Genomic DNA, 20,455 nt, shown 5'->3' on the forward strand with positions numbered 1-20,455 from the left:
CGATTAAAGTCTTTAATAACGAGTTCTTCTTTTGTTTTCTGTTAATTTTTTATGCCATATGCCATATGCCATATGCCATATGCCATATGCCATCTACATTAAATTTCGAGTAATAGAGGTGTTTATCAATAATTCTGCCACTGTAACCTCCATTCAAAGTTAATTGAGTGTGTTTATCTGTACTTCGTTGATAAAACCACAGTTGCAATTGTCCAGAATAGTTCCCGCTATAAATAATGTTATTGTGTGCGTCGTAATTAGAAACAGACTAATGTTGATATGCTTATAAATATTTATGTAATTTTGATTAAGGATAATAAATATATAGGCGAGTTCAAATTACTATTGTTCTGTCCAAGGCACAGTATAAACTTTATTCTTATTGCTATAGCACACTAAAGTTTTCCCTTTTACAGGATTAGGCTTTTCTTTAGATAATACCTTGGTTATGGATAATGCTTGTAGGGCTAAAGTTGTATTATTAAGTGCTTGTTTGCTTGAGGCTCCAATCCATATTATTGTTTCCTCATTTCCTTGAATAAGTACTTCAATACGTTGCGGTTGGCCCTCAAAATCGGAGCGTTGAATAAGGTAATCTTTATTTTTAGTAATACTTCCTACACTAGTAATATTGAATAGTGCTGCTTGAGTAGGGTTTAGTATATAAATTATTATCTGGTGGTGCTGAATTTGCAAAATAACAGACTGAGATATTCTATTTTCTAATGTTAGATGATACCAACCTCGATTAATTCGACCAATATAATGTTGGTATTTTTCAATTATATATTTTTTTCCATTTGCAATAATACGCCGAATAGGTAGGGTTAGACTGGGTTTATGTATTGCTGTGCTGACTAACTGGCACTCTATTTTCCCACCGTTACCAGTGGTAATTGACAGCGAAATTGTCGATGTATCGTTACCTGAAACTAGGATAATTGATGCATCGCCTTGTTTGTTTTCTGAGCCAGGAATTGTCATTTTTTTTGGCGCTTGTTGATTACTCCAATTTATATCTAGGAAAACGTTTCTGTCATTTTTGGACGTATTGTATATAAGTACACAATAAATTCGTTTAGGAAATAATGAAGTACAGGTTATAGTTTGTCCTTCACGGAGCTCTATTCTTTCTCCTATGCTCCAACTATTTGAATTTTCAAGATTACTTATTGCTTTGCTATAAAAAGAAGGAATGAGGCTGGATGCAAATAAACTCAAAGAAAGCTTAATAAACTTTCTTCGCGCTTTAACTTTTTGACTATTTTGTAGCGGTTCAGGAGAAGATGTTTTAAGTTTCATATTATTTATCTACTCCTGTTACATTAAAGCTAACTTAAATGTATTGAGCAACTATGGTAGAGTCAGACGAATTCTGCTGGCTATCAGCATTCATCCATACTTTTTGCTGACCATTACCTTGGCCTTGATAAGTAATAGTTTGTGGTTGTCCTTGTGGTTTAACAACTTCATAGCTTGAACCTTCAGCTACAGTACCTGTAGGTATAATTATATTACTCGGGTCGCCCACTGGATTATTTATAAATACTTTTGCATGGTTCTCTGAAAACTGAACAGAGATAAACTGAGTTTGCGGGCTATTGAGAGTCAACTGATACCAACGTGACTCGGGTACTGCGTAATATCTAGCGCGTTTGTTAAATTGTTGCAGTTCACCATTGAATGGTAGTTGCATATTTTCAATGCCTGATGTATTCGTTGGCATACCAACGCTACCTATCCATGCATCAATCTTTGCACCACTTTGATGGCTTGTAATCGATACATTGGCGGTTTGTGTATCATTACCTGAAATAAGGGCCAAGGCAGCTAGACCATTATTTCCGGTTGTTCCTGGGACATTGACAGGTTTAGGGGGGTGACCGTTACCTATATTTACGGTTACTGGGATATTTTGATCTTCCCCTGATGCATTATATAAAAATACAGCATAAAGCTGCCCTGCCTTCAGGTTTTCGCACTGTGCTGTGTCACCACCTGTAAGTTGAATAGAACGTCCATCATTCCAAGTAATTGTACTCATAGCTCTTATCTCCAATATAATAAGTTTAAGTTCTAAGTACCAAAATGAGCAATCGTTGCTCAATACATCAGGTTTGATAAGAGTAGTTCTATTTAGCAATAATAATTATTACACTTTATTACACTTGTTTAAGAAGGCTGGATTTTAATATTTTATTGTAATAATAAAATATGAGTATTGTTATTATTTGTCTATTTATTCAACAGTGTGTTTATAAAGTCGTTTAATTCAATTGTAGAGTGCAATCGTTTTTTTAGTGAACATCAAGTTAAGCTCACTTATTTTTTAAATGGCATGATCAATAAGCCCCACAACGAGGCATTTTGCTTTTGGCTTGGGTATTCTTTTAAGCCAATATTTATATCTGCGTCGGTTTTTTTAGCTTTACCTTTGTAACTACCAAATAATTTATCCCACCAAATTACACTAAAACCATAGTTTGAGTTAGTTTCACTAACCAGTTGGCTATGGTGAATACGATGCAATATTTGCGTCATTAGTATTAAGCGCAGCGGCTTTTCAATGGCATTAGGTAGGCGTATATTTGCATGGTTAAATAATGCTAAACCATTAAGTGCTATTTCAAAAATAAGTACCGCAATGGCAGGTACGCCAAGAGCAGTTACTGCAATGAGTTTTATAAGTATGCTCAGCACAATTTCGATAGGGTGAAAGCGCAGCCCAGTGCTGGTATCAACATGTGCATCGGCGTGGTGAACGCGGTGCAAGCGCCATAAAATAGGCACTTGATGAAATAATCTATGTTGCCAATAAATTAATATATCGAGTAAAAGTATGCTCAATATAATAATTAAGCTGCTTGGTAGCGCTATTTGATTAAATAAGCCTATGCCATGCTCTTGATTGTAAAGCGCTACGGCGGTTAGCCCAATAGGGACCACTAAGCGCGCAATAACTGATGATGCAAACACTAACCCAAAGTTAGCAAACCAACGTGTTCTGTTTTTAATCAGGGATTTACGTGCTGGCTTTTGCCATTCAAGCAGCATCATTATAATTAAAATGCTAAAAAAACAGCCCAGTCGCCACCATACTTCATTAGTCATTTATTACCTCAGAATTTGTATTGTTATGCGCGTTTTCAGCTGCTTTATTAGCGTCGGCTTCTTGTTTTTTGAGCGTATGATAACCACCATGTATACGGGTAAAAATAGTTATGCCACACGCAATAGCAAAAATGCTCGCCATAATGGCAAAGTGCTGCGGCCAAATACAAAATGCAATAAATAGCGCTATTGTTTCAGTGCCTTCGGTTAAGCCGTTTAAGTAGTAAAAGCTTTTGTATTTAAATTGCGGTTTTTCGAGTTTAAATTTTTCGGCGGCAATCGCAAAGGCTAAAAAACTGGAGCCCGTACCAATAAAAGTGGCAAGTAATAACGAGCCCGCTATCGCGTTTTGCTCAGGATTTGCCAAAATAAAGCCAAGCGGAATAGCCGCGTAAAATAAAAAGTCGAGTGTGATATCTAAAAAGCCACCCGCGCTTGAACTTTGGTTTGCATAGCGTGCTAATGCGCCATCAAGTCCATCTAAAATTCGATTTAAAGCAATAGCAACTAATGCGCCGTACCACATTTCAAACGCCAGTAATGGCACCGCTAATAAGCCAACTAAAAAGCCTACCACGGTGAGCTGATCGGCGGTTATGCCGCGTTTATGCATAAGCATAACCACAGGTGTTAAAAGTGGCTTAATTACAGGGGTGATAAATTTGTCTAGCATGTTTGTTGCCTTATGCGTTTAAAACTATTCATTAAAGTGCGCTACTTAAAGTAATGAGTTTGCCATTTGCAGCGTCGGCATCGCTATGATCATGAGTAACCATAATTGCAGGTAGCTTATGATCGCGTATTTGGCTAAACACGAGTTCGCGTGTATCAACACGCAGTTGGGTGTCGAGTTTGCTAAAGGGTTCGTCAAGTAAAATGGCTTTAGGTTCGCTCAGCAGCATACGTAATAATGCAACACGGGCTTGTTGCCCACCTGAGAGGTTGTCGGGGTGACGATTACCCATGTCTTTAAGGCCAACTTGTTCAAGCGCGTGTTCTATTTTTCCAAGGCGTTGTTTTTTATTGCCTTTGGGCATTGCAAAGGCAATGTTACCAGCAACAGTTAAATGCGAAAACAACAAAGCGTCTTGATAAAGTACACCAATATGGCGTAAGTGTGGAGGTGTGTTGTCGATATTTTGACCATTAAGCCACACCTCACCATTGGCCTTAAAACTACTTGGTAAAGTACCCGTAAGCCAATTTAATAAGCTTGATTTACCACCGCCGGATGGGCCCATAATAGTCAGAATTTCACCGCCATTTACTTGCTCGTTTAAGCTAAGTAACAGCTCATTTTGGCGATAAAGCTGACAATTTTTAATCTGTAACGATGACTGCATTAAAAAACCTTAACCCTGATAGTGTTAAACATGGGTGCTTTAAATATGTGCACGTTTAAACACGTGCACTTTTGAAAAAATATTTAGGTAAACCCCATGCCAGTATAAATCCAATAAGCGGTAACACCATTTGCATAATAGCGTACACGGCACTGGTGCGTCTGCTTGCGCCATTGGCAAGCGTAACGGCTTCGGTTGTTATTGTGGCTATGCGCCCGCCGCCAGCTAAAAGCGTGGGGAGGTATTGTCCAAAACTAATTGCTAAGCCCAGTGCGGCTGCAATTAAAATAGGAGCAAACAACTGAGGTAGTTTTACTTTAAAAAATACCTTACATGGCGCTGCGCCTAGGCTTGCTGCAACATGAGCAAAACGAGGGTCTAAACGCCTATAGCTGCTCGCAAGTGACAAAAACACATAAGGCAGCACAAACAGTAAATGCGTAAGTACTACATTAAAAAATGCGGCTTGGTTATTTACCAATTGTTGTATCCATACTAGCCCAAACAAAAAGGCAATACTGGGTACTAATAACGGTAAGTAAATAATTAAACTGGTAAAACGAGAAATAGGTTTGTCACTCAATTGCTCTGATTCTAAACACAATAAAGTAAGAATAATGGCAAATAGCGTGGTTACTAAACCGATTGCTAGCGTATTAAAAAGCGGGCTGCTCATCTGCATTAGCGCACTTTTAAAATGCAGTAGCGTAAATTGCTCAGGCATTGCATCCGGAAAGCGCCAAAAGCCTGCAACCGACCACATAACTAAACCAATAAGTGACAACAGTATAAAGCTAATTACTAATGTGGTGAGTACGACCGTTATTTTTTGCCAATAAAATCCGCCGTATTCGCGCACTCCATTAGTGAGCGAGTCGCTAAATAGCACTTTTACGGCTTTTTCTGTGCCAAGCCAAAGCGCTAATAACCCGCCTGTAACAGCTAGTTGTAATAAAGCACCTGCTGAGGCTTTAATACGCAGGTTTAAATCAACATCGTTAAACCAATGCATTATTGCAACGGCCAACGTGGGTGGTGTATTTGGGCCTAAAATGAGTGGCATTTCTACATTGGCACTTGCATAGGCAAGCACGGCTAAAAGGGGTAAACGCAGCAGCGGATAAAGACTTGGCAGTATTACTTTAAAAAAAGCGGTCATTGGGCAATAACCCAAGTTAAGCGCAACCTTATGTTGTTGGTGTAATTTTTTGCCAAGCTCAGGTTGAGCAAGTACGCCCAGTGCCATTAATAATAAAAAGGGAAGCTCTTTGAGTGTTAAGCCTAAAATAATACTAATACCGAACGAATCATGCGGAAATAGTCCGTTTGGCGCAAGTTCCCAGCCGCTTAACCAAGGCGACGCTAAGCGTGAAATCATACCTGAAGGGGCAATTAAAAACCCCACCGCAATAGCCGCTGCGGCATGAGGTATAACTAATATAGGGCTCAATAAACGCTGAATTCGGTTAAGCCACGGGCTATTAAAAAACGCAGCTAAAATCATTAAGGTAATGATAAATGCAAGCAAAGTACTTATTAAGCCTGTTGCAACGCTTAAGGTAACCATTTGGGTAAGGCCAGGTGTTTGCCAAAGGGTATTAAAACCTTGCAAGCTAAACGTTGTTTGCTCCAGTACGGGCGCATAACCAAAGGCAGGCAGCAATACGCTAATTAAGCCACCAAGTACGGGTAGTATAAGTAAAGCGAGTAAAAATCGCGGGCTAAATTTTACAATGCGCGTAAACATATCGGTGCTGCACTGCGTTGTTGCTTTGGTATTTACTAGTACACTTTTTGAAATAACGCTCATTGGCTTACTCCATAACGGGTTTGCCAACCTTGCATAATAGCGTTTACCCAGCTTGGATGAGGTTCGCTCAATGTGCGTTTAATACTGTTTAAAGGCAGTGCACTTGGATGCGGTTTAGCTGTTTTAAATAAGGCTTGCTGATCAGGCGTTAACGTTGATTGAATAAGTACGCTTTTATCGCCCCATATATGCGCTTTTTGTTTTTCAGCTTGCGCTTCAGGGCTGAGTAAAAAATTAGCCACTAATTGCGCACTTTGCTGGTGGCTTGCATTGTAAGGGATTGCCACAAAATGGGTATTACTTAAACTGCCATCACTCATTGCATAGCTGCGAATGCTGTTTGGTAAATCATAGCGTTTTACTGCTGCCGGTACTTCTGGTGCTGAAAAAGTAAAGGCTAAACTCAACTCTGTATCGTCTACTAAGCGGCGCATTTGAGCACCACTTTGCATAAAATGAGTGCCACCACGCCAAAGAGTTGGGTGTAATTTATCTAAAAAGTCCCACAGTGGGTTTAACACTTGCGCTGTATTTTTAGTTGTAGCTGGTTGGTTTAGCTGCGCTTTAATATTTTCGCTGCTTTGCTGATGCAGTACAACTAAGGCGTATTTTAAAAAGCTCATACCTAAAAAGTCAGGCGGCTTTGGGTAGCTAAAGCGACCAGGGTTTTGCGCGCTCCAGTTTAATAATTCGTTTAATGTAGTAGGCAATTTATTGTTTGCCTTACCATTTATTGCAATGCTGTCGTAATAAAAGGTAAGTGACGCTTGCCCCCATGGAGCCTCCATCCCATTGGTAGGTAAACCAAAGTCAAAGGTTACAGCAGGGTTGTTAGCCGGATCAGTTAATGCAAAGTAGGGGAGTTTATTAGCCCATTTTTTTAAAAGCAGAGAGTGCTCACGCATGGTGGCAAAGTTAGCCCCGTTGATCCACATTAAATCTACGCTGCCTTGGTTGTTATTGTTTGCTGATTTTTCAGCAAGTACACGGCTTACAGCTTCGCTGGTATCGCTTAATTTTACATGCACTAGGTTAATGTTGTACTTAGTTTTAACTTGCTGCGCTGCCCATTGAATATAGGCATTTATTTGCGCGTCGCCACCCCATGCATAAAAGTATACATCTTGATTGCGACCAAGAGTTTGAACTTGTTGCCAGCGAGATCCCTGTTGTGTGTTTATTACTAAATTACTTTCACTCTTTGAGTTGATAACGGTATTAGCAAACGCGATGCTCGAAAAAACAGCTAAATTTGCGATTGCACAAACGCAAAACGCGACACAGCAAAAGCTGTATCGCGTCAGTGTTTGCCAAAACTTAATGGCGAACATTTAAATCCCAGTTGTAGTCTAAAAATTTAACTTTCATGTCATCATTTCTAAGTGCTTTTTGCTGAGCGGGTATCAGTTTAAGGGCATCAGGATACTGCAAGAAAAACTGCTGTAGCGTGTTTGCACCTCTAAAGCCTTTTTCAAAGTCATCGCCGTACCACTTAAATATTGAAGACACGCTTAGCGTATTTTCTTGAGCCATATTACGTGTCATATCTGATAAAAAACGCACCGTTTGCTCTTGCAATTGGCTTTCTAAATCAGTGGCGGTATACGCTTCTTCTCGAAGCGCTGGGCAACCAATACTCGCGCAATTTACCGCAAAGTGAATGCGTGGGTCGTTGTATTTACCGCTGCCACGTATTAAATCATGCTCTATCTCATCAAGGCTGCGAGTTTTGCCAAGTAATGGCACAAACTCTTTACTCCACGGCGAGCTAAAAAAACTCCCTAAGTCTTTGATTGATTTAAGATCTGGATACTCTTTACTCGTAAGGTTAGAGACGATTAGTTCTACAGTCCACGCATTATAAGCATTGATTAAAAAAGCGAGTTGCTTAGGCTTTTCCCACGCGTCAAATTCGCTTTGCGTTACAGCCGTTAACGAATCTAAATACGTTTTTAGCTGTGCATGCTCACGTTTTATGGCAGCGTAATCAACCTCAGTACTGTGATTATGGTTAATAGTAACAACATGCTTATTTAACAATGCATTCCAGCTATCGTGCATGTTTTGGGCTTGGGCCGAAAATGACGTTGCAAACGATGTTGCAACTAAAACTGAGCCAAATAACAATGCTTTTAGAGGTGTTTTAAACATAATTAACCTCGACGCCAAGTGTGGTATTTTTCAAGCAAGTTAAGTACTTTTTCAGGTGCATGAGCGCGTTTCCACTCGCCTGCTGCGTATTTGTTACCTTCAGCCCAAGTAGGGTAGCTGTGTATAGTACCTAATATTTTGTTAAGACCTAAGCCGTGTTTCATTGCCAGTACAAACTCAGCAATTAAATCCCCAGCGTGTTCAGACACCACAGTAACACCGAGTATTTTGTCTTTGCCTTTTGGTGTAATTACTTTAATAAAGCCTTTTGTAGCGCTGTCGGTAATTGCACGGTCTAGCTCTTCAAATTCAAAGCGAGTAATTTCGTAATCTATGCCTTTGTCTTTTGCGTCTTGCTCGTTTAAGCCAACACGTGCAACTTCTGGGTCAATAAACGTAGTCCACGGAATAACACGGTAATCGACTTTAAACTTTTTAAGGTGACCAAATAAGCCATTTACTGCTGCGTACCAACCCTGATGGGCTGCCACATGTGTAAATTGGTATGGACCTACAATATCACCTGCTGCAAAAATATTAGGGTAGAGCGTTTCAAGGTATTCGTTAGTTACCACTGTACGGTTTGTCTCTATGCCTAGCTCTTCAAGACCGTAACCTTTAAGGCGTGCACTTCGGCCAACGGCGCATAGTAGCTCGTCGTATTCAATATCTATTTCTTTGTCGTTATGTTTAACAACAATATATTTTTTACCATCGCGAGCTTCACAGCGTAATGCCTGATGCGATGTTAAAATATTAACGCCACTTTCGGTTAACGCTTCGTGAGCAAAGGTAGACACTTCAAGATCTTCTTTGATCATGATGCGTTCCGCCATTTCAATTTGTGTCACGCTTGAACCTAAACGTGCAAAGCTTTGTGCTAATTCGCTGCCAATTGGACCACCACCAAGTACTACAAGTTTTTTAGGTGCCTCATCCAGCTCTGCAAATTTATTCCACAATGTATCGCTTGTTACATAACCAGTTTCTTCGATGCCAGGTAATGGCGGTACAAATGGGCGTGCGCCAGTGGCAATAACAATAGTGCGAGCAGTGAGTGTTTGCGTGCCACCGTCGTTAAGTTTAATTTCTACAGTCCACGGGTCTATTAATTTACCGTAACCTTTTACAACATCTACGCCTAAGTTAGTGTAACGTTCAACACTGTCGTGTGGTGCTACATCGGCAATAACTTTATGTACACGCGCCATTACTTTTTTGAACGAAAACTGTGGTGTTGCGTTTTCTAGGCCGTAGTTTTCACCGTGGCGAATTTGCTCTGCAATTTTAGCGCTTTTAATAACGGCTTTACTTGGGACACAACCATAATTTAAACAGTCGCCACCCATTTCGCCCGCTTCAATAAGGGTTACTTTTGCTTTAACAGCAGCGGCAATGTAACTGGTTACTAAACCACCAGCGCCCGCGCCAATAACAATCATGTTACGGTCGAACTTTTTAGGCTTAGTATAATTTTTGTATACACGGCGTTTTTTAAACACGTTTAAAATTCCTTTTGCAATAAATGGAAAGATACCTAATAAAGCGAACGATAAGATTAAGTTGAATGATAAAATTCCAGATAAGCTCTCTATTTGCGCCAGTTGCGTACCAGCAAGAACAAACACAAATGTACCTGCTAACATACCTAACTGGCTTACCCAATAATAAGTCCATGACTTTATTGCAGTAACGCCCATTAGTAAGTTGATTAAAAAGAACGGAAAAACAGGCACTAAACGAAGGGTGAATAAGTAAAAGCCACCTTCTTTTTCAACACCAGCATCAATTGCGGCTAGGCGCTCAGGAAAACGTTGTTTGATAGAATCACGTAATAAATATCGTGATACTAAAAAGGCAAGCGTTGCACCAATAGTTGATGCAAAAGATGCAACCAATAAACCTTCAACTAGACCAAATAGTGCGCCTGCTGCCAGTGTTAAAATAGCCGCCCCCGGTAAAGAGAGAGCAGTTACTACTACGTATAGCAAAAAGAACCCGCCAATAACTAATAAGGGAGACTGCTCTTTGTACTGGTTAAACTGATCCATCGACCCTTTTAAGCCATCAAGCGTAAGTAGTTGGTGCAAATTAAAGTGAAAGAACAAGCCTACGGCGGCTGCTGCAATCAATAATAAAAATATTTTTTTAATCATGTTCTCTCTCTTAAAAACTATGCGTAAGGGTTAACTTTGCGTTTATTGGTAACTCAGGAAAAGCTAACGTTGCACCAAAGTAACCACCTTCAAATACTGGGCTCCAATTTTTTTGATTTGTGACGTTGTTTACATCTAAACGCAATTTAGTACTAGGTGTAAAAGCGTAGCTAGTATTAACGTTTAAGGTGTACTGATCACGAATTTTAACTGTAGCTAAAAAGTCTAATGGGTAACTCTTTGTATATAGACCTGAAAAACCCGCCTGCCATTTCGTATTTATCGAATAGTTTCCGTTAACACTGAACGATTGTTCTGGAATGCCCTGCACTTGGCTATTTGAAGCCGCAAATGGCGTAAAGTTAGGTGCGCCAACACCGGTACCAGCGATAATATCTGGACGAGAGTTGTCAAATGCATCAGCGACTTGTGCTGAATCTTGACTACTTGCAGAGTTGTCGTAACGCGCATCAATATAGCTGTACCCAGCACTTAACCAATATGGGTAGGCATCGTAAAATACTTGGCCTTCAAACCCTTGTGTACGAATACCGGTATTGCTTCCATCGCGGTTACGTAAACTACGGCGCTGGCTAAATAAAGCGCCATCGGCGTACCAATCGCTATCGGTTGGTGCGTATTTTAAACCAAACTCAACAAGGGTGTTTTCGGTAGCGAAGTTTTGTGCACTGATTGCGTTGTCGCCACCCAGTGATGTGCCACCAGCCATGCTGTTTGATGTAGCTTCGTTATAACTTGCCGCACCGTAAGTGGTGTAATCATTATTTAGTTTGTAATTAAAGCTAACTTGACCCGATTGCAGTGTGTCGCTAATGTTATCACTGGCGGCGACTTGACCTTGTGGTGCAATTGGATCACGTGCTTCTACATCATAATAATCAACACGATAACCTACGCTTGTATGAAACTTATTTGTCCAATCTGAATCTTGCTGAATAGCAAACCCAGTTTGCCACGAGCGAGAGTCCGTAGTGTCTGATAAATTAAAGTCGCCGCTACCATCGTTGTTAATATCGTACTGGCCACCAGGAGATACAAACACACCTGGACTAATTTCAATTAAACGTGCTTGTTGCGCATTGGTTAAAGGAATACGACGATTTGAAATAGGGCCAGTTAAATCAATCGGTAAATCGGCTTCGGTAGTAAATTGGCTGTAACCTAATACACGGTTGTAACGTACATCAAATGCAAAAATTGTTTGTTGTTTGTCACTCCATTGATAAGTTAACTCGGTACGGTTTTGTGCTGTATCGGCACCGTCTATAATTTCCACAAAGCTGTTTTGCGCAATTTCTTCACGTTGTAAGTGTTGAAAATACGTAATGTTTTTTATTGATGCATTGTTAGAAAGTTCACGCTTATAAATACTGTGTAGTAAGTAGGTAGTGGCTTCGTTTTGGTTATCAGGATCGGTAAGTACCGTGCTGCGGTCTATTTTTACTTGTCCAGTAGGCGAAATGATAGACCCTGCTGCTGGTATTGTGCTGCCGTTTGCTTGCACGCCTTGGCCTGTAATGTATAAGCCATGATCTATCAGTGCTTGAGTAGGGCGATTAATACCCGCATTGTCGGTAAATTCAACTTGGTATAACTCAAAATTAATATCCCAGCTGCTTTTCTCATCTGGCAATATTCGTAACGCTGCAAATAAGCTATCGCTTTTGGTGCCAGAGTAGTCGTAGTAGCTGCCATTATCAATGTGCTCAGCGCTTACTCTAAAGCCAACTTTGTTTTTTACAATCGGTGCGCTGTAATCCACTAAAACACGGTATTGATCCCACCGGCCTGCGGATAAACTCGCCTTGCCTTTGCTTTCATCAGTAGACGCTTTTTTAGAATGTAGATTCACAAAGCCACCATTACGTTGGCTCGAACCGAATAAAACCGGTGGTGCGCCTTTTACTACATCTATTTGCTCTACAGGATTAAATGATAACGGCACGCCAAAACCATTGTTACCTGCTTGGCGGCGTGTACCATCTTGGAAAAGTTCACCGAGCTGTCCACGAATTGTTGGCAAACTCGGTGCACCAAATCCACTCGCTGAATAGGTATTAGGACTAACTGCTAGCACATCCTGCAGCGTTGTAATATTAAGTTGTTCTATCAGTTCGCTTGAAATAGGGGTGACTGAGCGTGCTATATCTTGCAGTGCTAAGTTGTCACCAAAAGGCCCATCAACCGTAGAGTCTTTAACCGAAAGACCTTGAGATTTAATAACTTGGCCCGCCACTTCAATGCGTTCTATTGCATCATTTTTTGTTGTTTTTGATTCTTCAGCTGCAAAAGCACTCAGTGGTGTATTTAATATGGTGGCTAAGGATAAAGCCAAGTATGCGTGTTTCAAACGTTTTCTCTCTACGGTTATATGTTGATGGCGATAAAGACCGAAAGGTTTAAAAATAACTTTCAGTAAAATTTTGTTTCTTTTCGTTTTTTAGAACATAACAAAAATAGATGCATAATTAACGATTGCCCAATACAGTAATTGGTCTACATTGAATCTAAATATTTGCTTTTAATGATTTTTTTAATTATAGCCTACTTTTAGCTGTTAACTCTTCATATGTATTTACTTCTATACAAGGTACTTGATACCGAGCTATCCACAGTCCAGGTTAATTACAAGGTTAAGGAGCTACTTTAATTAAAATAATTAAAAATTTTGAAATAAAAACGAATTTATACGGTCTTGGTTACTTCAAGGTTTATTTATATATTTTTAAAGGAAGTTTTATGACAAGTTCAATGAATTCTGACGTTCAAAATCGTCTGCAGTGGTCTCTTTTATCGCTTCGTTTAGGCGTTTTTATCGTAATGATCATGTGGACGTTCGATAAATTCGTAAATCCAGGCCATAGCGCACGTATTTTTGAGCACTTTTACGGGATCAGTGGTTCATCAGATATTGTTGCTTATATACTGGGTGGTTTGCAGCTTATTTTAGTATTAGCATTTGTAGCGGGTATTAAAAAGCGTATCACGTACGGTCTGATATTTGTAATGCATGGATTATCGACTCTCTCGTCATACAATCAATACATCGACGGTTTTAATAATCTATTGTTTTTTACTGCTTGGCCTATGTGGGCTGCGTGTTTTGCACTTTACTTATTACGTGATCAAGACGTAAAATTTACTATTAAGTAGTGCCCACGTTGTTAAAAGAAAAAATGGTTATAAGGCATTTGCCTTATAACCAAACAGTACACAGGGAGTGTATTTAAGTTAAACGGTTTCAAATTAATGCATAGCGTCGTTATATTGCTTTGCTAAGCTTTCCTTTTGTTCTTCAGTGAGTGCTTTTCCTGCCAATTGAAATACTTCGTGCTCTTCTTCGCTTAAATGATGATGGACTAAATGATGCAGCTTTTTAGCTGTAACTAGCCAAGCCGGTGAACTCATTTCGGTAACCTCAAGGTCTTCAATTAACTCATCAATTTCATGATGCTCGGCAACACTGTGACGTGATTTTTCATGAGTTAAATCATCAAGCATTAGCGGGTTATAAAAATAACGCTCTTCAAATTTTGCGTGCTCTTTTAATTCTGTTTTAAGCTGATCCATTAATGTGTGGCGTTCATCTGTGTCGCCATGAGTTTGAATAAGTGCATCTACCAATTTTCGTTGTTTGTCGTGATCATGTCGTAGTGCTTCAAAAATATTCATAACTAATCCTTTCACTTATTATTTAATTGCTTATACCAATAGAGAGCAAGCTAAATGCCAATGTGTAAGTTGTTGAATTTTATTGTTTATGTTTTTAATGGTTCATTTTTTGATTATTATTCTGTAAATTTTACAATGATTTAAGTGCAATAATTTCATGCCTACAGGTATTTAATGGTTGTATGTTTTATTAAAGCGATAAAGTAGTGATACCATTCAGGTAGAAGTGACAACCAACGCTCAAGTGCATAAATAAAAATATCATAAAAGCGACTTTTGTAGGTGAATTAGAAGGATTGTTTTTTAGAATTTTTGTTATTGTTACGCTGTTATTAGCGATTAACAGCAGGTTAATCTATTACTATTCAAATGAGGTATACATGCAAAGTACTTTAAGAGCAAAAATAATTACTGTATGTGATAAAAAAATAGCGACGAAGGGCGAAAATGTGGGTCTATCTTTTTATGCGTTTTTTGCAAATAAAAACGACGATCCTGAGCTACTCATGGAAGCGGCTACATGGTGGATACACACCCATCAATTAGATCATTTTGTAAAAGCATATAAAATCAAACAAATGGTGTTAGATGGGCTTTAACGGGTTCAACGATTAATGTTTGATTAAAAATCGGCGGCTACTTCAAACTCTAATCGTTTTTGGGTAATTGGGTGAGTAAATGCCAAGTATTCTGCATGTAAATGTAATCTATCCGCTTTCTGACCGTAGTGTGTATCACCTACCATTGGCGTGTTGAGTCCTAAACGATGCGCGCAATGCACTCTTAATTGATGGGTACGGCCTGTTTTAGGGTATAACTGCAAGCGTGTAACATTATTTTTACGATTTAAAACATGCCATGTAGTAAGTGATGGTTTACCATTTTTGTAGCACACCATTTGGCGTGGCTTGTCATCAAAGTCGAGTATGAGTGGTAAATCAATCGTTCCGCTATCTTCGGGAACATTTCCTTCAACTAATGCTACATAGCGCTTATCTATTGTGCGTTCAATGAATTGTTTTTGTAGTGCTTTATGAACGCGTTTATTTAAGGCGATCATTAAAAGCCCCGAAGTGGACATATCTAATCTGTGCACAATTAGCGGACCAGATGCCTCTGGAAACTGCGTTTTAATACGCATATAAACAGAATCTTCAATATTAACGCCCGGTACAGATAAAAATTCAGCGGGTTTATTTACCACCAGTAAATCGTCATCTTTATAAATAATGCTTAAATCTTTTCCATCGGCCGGATTAATAAGTAGAGGGTTATCTTCAACGTTTAAACCCTCGAGCATGTGGCCTAATATAGGTTGGCATTTACTGTAACAAGAAGGGTAGTAGTTTTTATGTTGTCTGATTGCAGATTTAGGCGCGGCTCCCCACCAAAACTCAGCCATAGCAATCGGTTTTAAGTGGTGTTTGTACGCATATTGTAGCAACTTTGGGGCAGCACATTCTCCAGAGCCTGCTGGTGGGATCCGCTCAGGTAGTATTGAAAAAATAGTATTTAAGTCTCTGACTTCGTTATTTGCATTTAAAAACTGATATTGAGCAAATAGCTTTTTTTGTAAGTTTTTAGAAAGCGTTTTTCGGCGTTTTTTTAAATGGGCTATTTCATCAGTAATTTTCGTTAATGCGTGCTGAAGTAAATCTATCTTATTTTGCCAATGTAACTTAAGTGCCTGCAACTGTTTTTTTTCTACGATGCTCTGTCCGGCAAGCTTGTTTTTTAACTGCTCAAAATCATTTTCGCTCAGCTCTAATTCGCCTTCGGTACGTTGTATTTTTCGTTGCTGGCGACCGATTTGCATTACTGCCTGTTGAGCTAATAGCGCTTGCTGGTAACTCTGTGTTGCATCATCAAGTTTGCAATTAACGTCATGCAGTTGTTCGCTATTTTCTAACTGCTCAATTTGAGCATTAATATCATTAATTATTTCGCTTTGAGCTAAATAGCAATCGTCGTGTAGCTGCATACTAGAAATAGGAGGTACAAAGGTAATATTGCCTTTATCACCTTCAATTTGCCCAGAGTAAGCACTTAAAAACCCCAACTGCTGCTCAGTATTTTGCACCACTAATACACCAAACATTTTACCTGCATTTTCTGCTTTTAAATGTGTTAATGCTTCAAGTTGCTGTTGTAATTGCTCAGTAGCGGCAACCGCTAATGGTTGTGGCTCGTAATAAAACGGAAAGGTAAACTTTTCAGGAAGCGTGAACTTATCAATGTTTTCAGAAAATAACGTAAAGCAAGGAGCAAAATTTGGCATGGTAATTAGGCGATGAATCAGTAAATAAAAGCATTGGAAGTGATAGTAACATATTCACAGTTAAGCGACTAAGTATCTCAAGGACACTGTATCACCCTGAACTTTGGATAATAAATCTATCTCGAGCAGCTATTTTTAGCGCTAACTGCGTTGAATTTACTGAAAATCTTTTAACCAGAGTTCAGGTTATATCAGTAAAGTGATTGACAGCTGAACTCGCTTTGCTCAATTAAAGTAAAGCGAGTGCTTAATATCAGTTATAAACTCTTTTTAGGCGGTAGGGCAACGTTTGCAAATATTAGCCCTGCAACAAGCGACATAAATATTAAAAACGTTTGTTGGCCTATATGCTCTGCGTACACAAAGTCTTGACCTTCAATCAGAGAATTTAAGCCGATATAGGTTTTACTACCTGGAACTAACACAATCAAGCCTTGCATGGCCACAATTGAGGCGGGCGCATTGGCAACACGGTTAAACAAGTTACTAAATATACCTACCGATAAAGCACCGACAAAGGTACCTAAGGTGTAATCAAGATACATAGCCGAACCGATACTCGTGCCATACGCTATAAAGCCCGATGCAATAGACCAAACTGCGTGTTTAAGTTTGGTTCTAAAAATAACGATTAAGCTGCTACAAAGTAAGAATATAGCCAGCCATGCTGTCCACTTTGGCAATGGTTCTGGCTGTACAAAATCGGCTTGCCCAAATAACGCAAAACCAATACCTATGCCAATGAAACCACCAAAATACAGTTTAAACAGTAGCATAAACGAGTCCATTACTCGCGCGGTACCAGACACCAAATGCCGCGCTGCAAGCTCGGCTAACCCCAGTGCAAGCGCTAAACCAGGTATAAATACAATAATGGCTGAAAGCACCACTAAGCGTATATTTATTTCAGGCGTTATATATACACTCACGGCACAGGCCAATATGGCTGACACAATAGCAACTAATGGTTCTAGCATGTGTGCAACACGTTTTGAGCGGCCAGACCAAAGTACAAATAAATAAACAACCAGAGTCAGTAATGATGACCAAATTACGTCAGTCCAACTGGTACCCATTAGCATAGCAAAGGCACCACCAGAAGTGGCAAATGCAATACCTGTTACAAGCTTGTTGTATGGGTTGGGCATAACGTAAATTGCATCAAGCTGAGCATCGACTTCTTGTAAAGTTAACTTGTCGTCAAGCATTTGATTTACAAGGTCGTCGGTGTCGGCAAGGGAGCCTAAATCGTGATCGCCAGGATCGACTCGCGCAACATGGGTATACTCGTCTTCGTGGCCGTCGGTCCAAATAACAAATGTTACAGAGGTTGGCGACATTACAAATGAGGATTTGAGACCTAAGTAAGTAGCCACTTCCATTAGGTGGGCTTCTAGGCGGTAGGCTGGTGTGCCATACTTATGAAGCATTTTACCTAATTTTACGATAAATTTGCGTTTTTCTGTAAAAGTTGCAGTTTTCAAATCTTTTTGAACCAAATATTGCGATAACTAAGCTAAAAATATAGACAATACAGCTAAAACTGCCCACGTTCGATGGGCGCGATTTTAAACACTAATCTGTGTGTGTCTAGTCATTTTTAATCTAATTTTTTATTTTTTTCAGCTATCCATTGCGACATGTATTGCGTACTGCGCATTGTATGATGTTTGAGCATTTGGCCTGTGAAGTTTTTTTCGCGATGAGCACTTAAATCGCTACTTATTGTGTCAATTTTTTGGATTAACGCAGCGCTCAATTGTGCTTTGTTGTATAGCGCATTAAGTAGTGTATTGCCATCTTGTTGTGCTTGTTCAAAGTCACTTTGGTTGTTGTACATTTCTACAGCTGCATCAGCAAAGTCATCAGCGGTGTTGGCTATTTTACCAGGCCATGGTAACTCGTTATGCATGCCCTCTGCGCCAATGTTGGTGGTAACGCTAGGTGTTTGCATTATCATAGCTTCAAGTAGTTTGCCTTTTATGCCTGCGCCAAAACGCAGTGGCGCTAAACATACACGTGCACTTTGCATTACATCAAACGCATTATCGGCCCAACCTTTTATTAAAAACCCTGTTTTTGGGTTATTAAGTGCGGTGGCTTTAGGCGGAGGGTAAGAGCCATAAATATGCAGCTCTGCTTTTGGTAGTTGCTTGCGAATAAGTGGCCATATTTTTTGTAGGTAAAGTACGGCGTCCCAATTTGGCGCGTGTCTAAAGTTGCCAATGGTCATAAAGTGTTGGCGCTGCTCAAACGTTTTAGTACTCGTTGGTAATGCGCTTAAATCGACCATAAAAGGAAGGTGATGTAATAAGCTTGGCTCTACTTTAAATACACTGTGGAGTAAACTCATCTCATAGCTTGAAATAATTAAGCTTAAGTCGCAACGTAAAATAGCTGCTATTTCGCGTTTGGCTATGTCTGAGTGTAAATCGCTAGTTGAAAACTCACGCTCGCCTTTGAATGCTTCGTGGCGAGCGTTACGCAGGCATTGTAAGTCTTCGGTATCTAAAATTTTAATCGCATGCGGACAGTGTTTATCTACACGCCAGCCAAATTGCTCTTCCATCATAAAGCGGTCAAACATCACTATGTCTGGGTTATAGGCTTTTACGTATTCGTCAAAGCTATCACAGTTTAGTGCAATGCTTTGGCAGGTTATGCCAACGTCGTCAAGGTTTACCATGTGGTCGGTACGTAGTGCGGGCGTTGCAAATTCCACATCCCAGTTTTGCGCTCTAAATGCATTTAATAACGACATCATGTGCGTTCCCGCAGCAGACGAATTTGGCTCTGGCCATACGTAGCCAATTACCAGCACTTTTTTCATTGGCTAGAATCTCTAATTTGTAAGTTTACATTGACCAGTGTTTTGACTGGTGGGGATATATTTTGTAGTAGTTCTTGTAGTACTAAGTGGCACCGCTTAGCGATATCATCGGCGTTAATAACCACAGTACTCACATTGTCAGGCATTACTGTGTAGTGAGGTAAATGATGGCAGCTCGCTACGTTTATATTGTGTTTGGCTGGTATGTTAAGTGAGTGTATTGCAGTAATCACACCGTGCGCAACTATGTCATTTGCGCACACTACGGCATTTAACTGAGGTTGTTTTTTATAAGCTTTAATAAACGCATTTTCAGCGTCAAGCGGCTGATTTTGATCACAGGCGATGGTAACAAGAGGCGTTACATTGTGCTGCGAACAAGCACTCTTAAAGCCACTTTGTAGTGCTTGAGAGTCGCTTAAAGTAAGCTCATGGCCCATAAACGCAATATGTGTGACCCCTTGCGCCAGCAAATGCATGCAGGCTAGATGGCTTGCTTTTTTATAGTCAGGTAACACACACGGAGCAACGCTAAAGGGAACTTCGCGCATTAGGGTAATGACTTTGTATTGTTCACTGAGTGTATCGAGCCATTTTCCACAAGTATGAGCAACGGGGCAAATAATAAACGCGGCAGCATTGTATTCTTTTAAACTTTTAACCGCATTTTTTTGTCGTTCAAGGTTATTATTACTACTTAAAATCATGGCTTGCAAGCCATTTTCGTTTAACAAGTGCTCTATACTTGTGGCAAGTTGTGCCATATATGGATCGTTTAGGTTGTTTATTATTATTGCGACTAAGTTAGATCGCCTTGAGCGCATTGCAGCCGCATCGCGGTTATAAACATAGCCCAGCGCATCAATCGCTTTTAATACTTTTTGTTTGCTTTTATCACTTACTTTATCGCTTTGGGTAAGTACCAGTGACACTGTCGATTTTGATACACCGGCAAGATCTGCAACATCAAAAATAGTGACTGATTTGGTTTTGTTATGCATTTTTAATGTGTCGCAGTGGTCAATAAATAGCGCTGTAGTGTAGCTTAAACAGTACTATTAAGTCATCCATTGGAATACTTAA

17 protein-coding genes are annotated in these 20,455 nt (G+C 39.8%); 2 read left to right on the forward strand and 15 right to left on the reverse strand.

Annotation, left to right across the window (positions count from 1 at the left end):
* Positions 1-342: 342 nt before the first annotated feature.
* The 10 genes from PALI_RS18020 to PALI_RS18065 all read right to left on the reverse strand — a co-directional run bounded on the left by PALI_RS18020 (position 343) and on the right by PALI_RS18065 (position 12,942).
* A complete protein-coding gene (locus PALI_RS18020) occupies positions 343-1,302 on the reverse strand; it encodes a hypothetical protein (protein ID WP_226894582.1) in 960 nt (319 codons plus the stop codon).
* 34 nt (positions 1,303-1,336) lie between these two features.
* Positions 1,337-2,044: a hypothetical protein gene (locus PALI_RS18025; RefSeq protein ID WP_193156982.1), complete on the reverse strand. Its 708-nt coding sequence runs from the start codon at positions 2,042-2,044 to the stop codon at positions 1,337-1,339.
* Between the two features lie 278 nt (positions 2,045-2,322).
* Positions 2,323-3,111 carry a sterol desaturase family protein gene (locus PALI_RS18030; protein ID WP_193156983.1) on the reverse strand — a complete coding sequence of 263 codons (789 nt, stop codon included), beginning with the start codon at positions 3,109-3,111 and terminating at the stop codon, positions 2,323-2,325.
* Positions 3,104-3,784: a CDP-alcohol phosphatidyltransferase family protein gene (locus PALI_RS18035; protein WP_193156984.1), complete on the reverse strand. Its 681-nt coding sequence runs from the start codon at positions 3,782-3,784 to the stop codon at positions 3,104-3,106. Before PALI_RS18035 ends, PALI_RS18030 begins: the two co-directional genes overlap by 8 nt.
* 31 nt (positions 3,785-3,815) lie before the next feature.
* Complete coding sequence (locus PALI_RS18040; RefSeq protein ID WP_193156985.1) at positions 3,816-4,454, reverse strand: ATP-binding cassette domain-containing protein; 639 nt, start codon at positions 4,452-4,454, stop codon at positions 3,816-3,818.
* A gap of 55 nt (positions 4,455-4,509) precedes the next feature.
* Entirely contained in the window at positions 4,510-6,264 is a 1,755-nt protein-coding gene (locus tag PALI_RS18045) for an ABC transporter permease (RefSeq protein ID WP_193156986.1), read from the reverse strand.
* Positions 6,261-7,595, reverse strand: coding sequence for an ABC transporter substrate-binding protein (locus PALI_RS18050; RefSeq protein ID WP_193156987.1), 1,335 nt, complete (start codon positions 7,593-7,595; stop codon positions 6,261-6,263). The genes PALI_RS18045 and PALI_RS18050 overlap by 4 nt, the downstream gene beginning before the upstream one ends.
* Positions 7,582-8,415 (reverse strand): DUF547 domain-containing protein, encoded by an 834-nt coding sequence (locus PALI_RS18055; protein ID WP_193156989.1) that lies wholly within the window; start codon positions 8,413-8,415, stop codon positions 7,582-7,584. The genes PALI_RS18050 and PALI_RS18055 overlap by 14 nt, the downstream gene beginning before the upstream one ends.
* Before the next feature lie 2 nt (positions 8,416-8,417).
* Positions 8,418-10,571 carry an FAD-dependent oxidoreductase gene (locus tag PALI_RS18060; protein WP_193156991.1) on the reverse strand — a complete coding sequence of 718 codons (2,154 nt, stop codon included), beginning with the start codon at positions 10,569-10,571 and terminating at the stop codon, positions 8,418-8,420.
* A 10-nt stretch (positions 10,572-10,581) separates the two neighbouring features.
* Complete coding sequence (locus tag PALI_RS18065) at positions 10,582-12,942, reverse strand: TonB-dependent receptor (protein ID WP_193156993.1); 2,361 nt, start codon at positions 12,940-12,942, stop codon at positions 10,582-10,584.
* Positions 12,943-13,331: 389 nt separating this feature from the next.
* On the opposite strand from PALI_RS18065, the gene PALI_RS18070 reads away from it, so the two are divergent.
* Positions 13,332-13,745, forward strand: a complete 414-nt coding sequence (locus PALI_RS18070; protein WP_077535616.1) for a hypothetical protein — start codon at positions 13,332-13,334, stop codon at positions 13,743-13,745.
* A gap of 93 nt (positions 13,746-13,838) precedes the next feature.
* Here PALI_RS18070 and PALI_RS18075 read toward each other — a convergent pair whose 3' ends face one another.
* The gene (locus PALI_RS18075) at positions 13,839-14,264 is read right to left on the reverse strand and encodes a hemerythrin domain-containing protein (protein WP_077535617.1); all 426 of its coding nucleotides are present in this window, start codon (positions 14,262-14,264) and stop codon (positions 13,839-13,841) included.
* Between the two features lie 380 nt (positions 14,265-14,644).
* Here PALI_RS18075 and PALI_RS18080 point away from each other — a divergent pair, with 380 nt between their 5' ends.
* Positions 14,645-14,863, forward strand: coding sequence for a DUF6500 family protein (locus PALI_RS18080; protein WP_138584811.1), 219 nt, complete (start codon positions 14,645-14,647; stop codon positions 14,861-14,863).
* 23 nt (positions 14,864-14,886) lie between these two features.
* Here the strand turns inward: PALI_RS18080 and PALI_RS18085 are convergent, their stop codons facing one another.
* From PALI_RS18085 to PALI_RS18100, 4 genes are all read right to left on the reverse strand, one after another.
* Complete coding sequence (locus PALI_RS18085) at positions 14,887-16,542, reverse strand: RluA family pseudouridine synthase (RefSeq protein ID WP_193156994.1); 1,656 nt, start codon at positions 16,540-16,542, stop codon at positions 14,887-14,889.
* A gap of 257 nt (positions 16,543-16,799) precedes the next feature.
* Entirely contained in the window at positions 16,800-18,026 is a 1,227-nt protein-coding gene (locus PALI_RS18090) for a threonine/serine exporter family protein (protein ID WP_077535620.1), read from the reverse strand.
* Between the two features lie 116 nt (positions 18,027-18,142).
* Positions 18,143-19,372, reverse strand: coding sequence for a glycosyltransferase (locus PALI_RS18095; RefSeq protein ID WP_193156996.1), 1,230 nt, complete (start codon positions 19,370-19,372; stop codon positions 18,143-18,145).
* Positions 19,369-20,373, reverse strand: coding sequence for a LacI family DNA-binding transcriptional regulator (locus PALI_RS18100; RefSeq protein ID WP_193156998.1), 1,005 nt, complete (start codon positions 20,371-20,373; stop codon positions 19,369-19,371). The genes PALI_RS18095 and PALI_RS18100 overlap by 4 nt, the downstream gene beginning before the upstream one ends.
* Between the last annotated feature and the right edge of the window lie 82 nt (positions 20,374-20,455).

This window comes from Pseudoalteromonas aliena SW19 (assembly GCF_014905615.1).
Classification (GTDB): Bacteria; Pseudomonadota; Gammaproteobacteria; order Enterobacterales; family Alteromonadaceae; genus Pseudoalteromonas; species Pseudoalteromonas aliena.

Bases quoted from the DNA above. Each gene is read 5' to 3' on its own strand.
- PALI_RS18020 (WP_226894582.1), bottom strand. From the start codon at position 1,302: ATGAAACTTAAAACATCTTCTCCTGAACCGCTACAAAATAGTCAAAAA.
- PALI_RS18025 (WP_193156982.1), bottom strand. From the start codon at position 2,044: ATGAGTACAATTACTTGGAATGATGGACGTTCTATTCAACTTACAGGT.
- PALI_RS18030 (WP_193156983.1), bottom strand. From the start codon at position 3,111: ATGACTAATGAAGTATGGTGGCGACTGGGCTGTTTTTTTAGCATTTTA.
- PALI_RS18035 (WP_193156984.1), bottom strand. From the start codon at position 3,784: ATGCTAGACAAATTTATCACCCCTGTAATTAAGCCACTTTTAACACCT.
- PALI_RS18040 (WP_193156985.1), bottom strand. From the start codon at position 4,454: ATGCAGTCATCGTTACAGATTAAAAATTGTCAGCTTTATCGCCAAAAT.
- PALI_RS18045 (WP_193156986.1), bottom strand. From the start codon at position 6,264: ATGAGCGTTATTTCAAAAAGTGTACTAGTAAATACCAAAGCAACAACG.
- PALI_RS18050 (WP_193156987.1), bottom strand. From the start codon at position 7,595: ATGTTCGCCATTAAGTTTTGGCAAACACTGACGCGATACAGCTTTTGC.
- PALI_RS18055 (WP_193156989.1), bottom strand. From the start codon at position 8,415: ATGTTTAAAACACCTCTAAAAGCATTGTTATTTGGCTCAGTTTTAGTT.
- PALI_RS18060 (WP_193156991.1), bottom strand. From the start codon at position 10,571: ATGATTAAAAAAATATTTTTATTATTGATTGCAGCAGCCGCCGTAGGC.
- PALI_RS18070 (WP_077535616.1), top strand. From the start codon at position 13,332: ATGACAAGTTCAATGAATTCTGACGTTCAAAATCGTCTGCAGTGGTCT.
- PALI_RS18075 (WP_077535617.1), bottom strand. From the start codon at position 14,264: ATGAATATTTTTGAAGCACTACGACATGATCACGACAAACAACGAAAA.
- PALI_RS18080 (WP_138584811.1), top strand. From the start codon at position 14,645: ATGCAAAGTACTTTAAGAGCAAAAATAATTACTGTATGTGATAAAAAA.
- PALI_RS18085 (WP_193156994.1), bottom strand. From the start codon at position 16,542: ATGCCAAATTTTGCTCCTTGCTTTACGTTATTTTCTGAAAACATTGAT.
- PALI_RS18095 (WP_193156996.1), bottom strand. From the start codon at position 19,372: ATGAAAAAAGTGCTGGTAATTGGCTACGTATGGCCAGAGCCAAATTCG.
- PALI_RS18100 (WP_193156998.1), bottom strand. From the start codon at position 20,373: ATGCATAACAAAACCAAATCAGTCACTATTTTTGATGTTGCAGATCTT.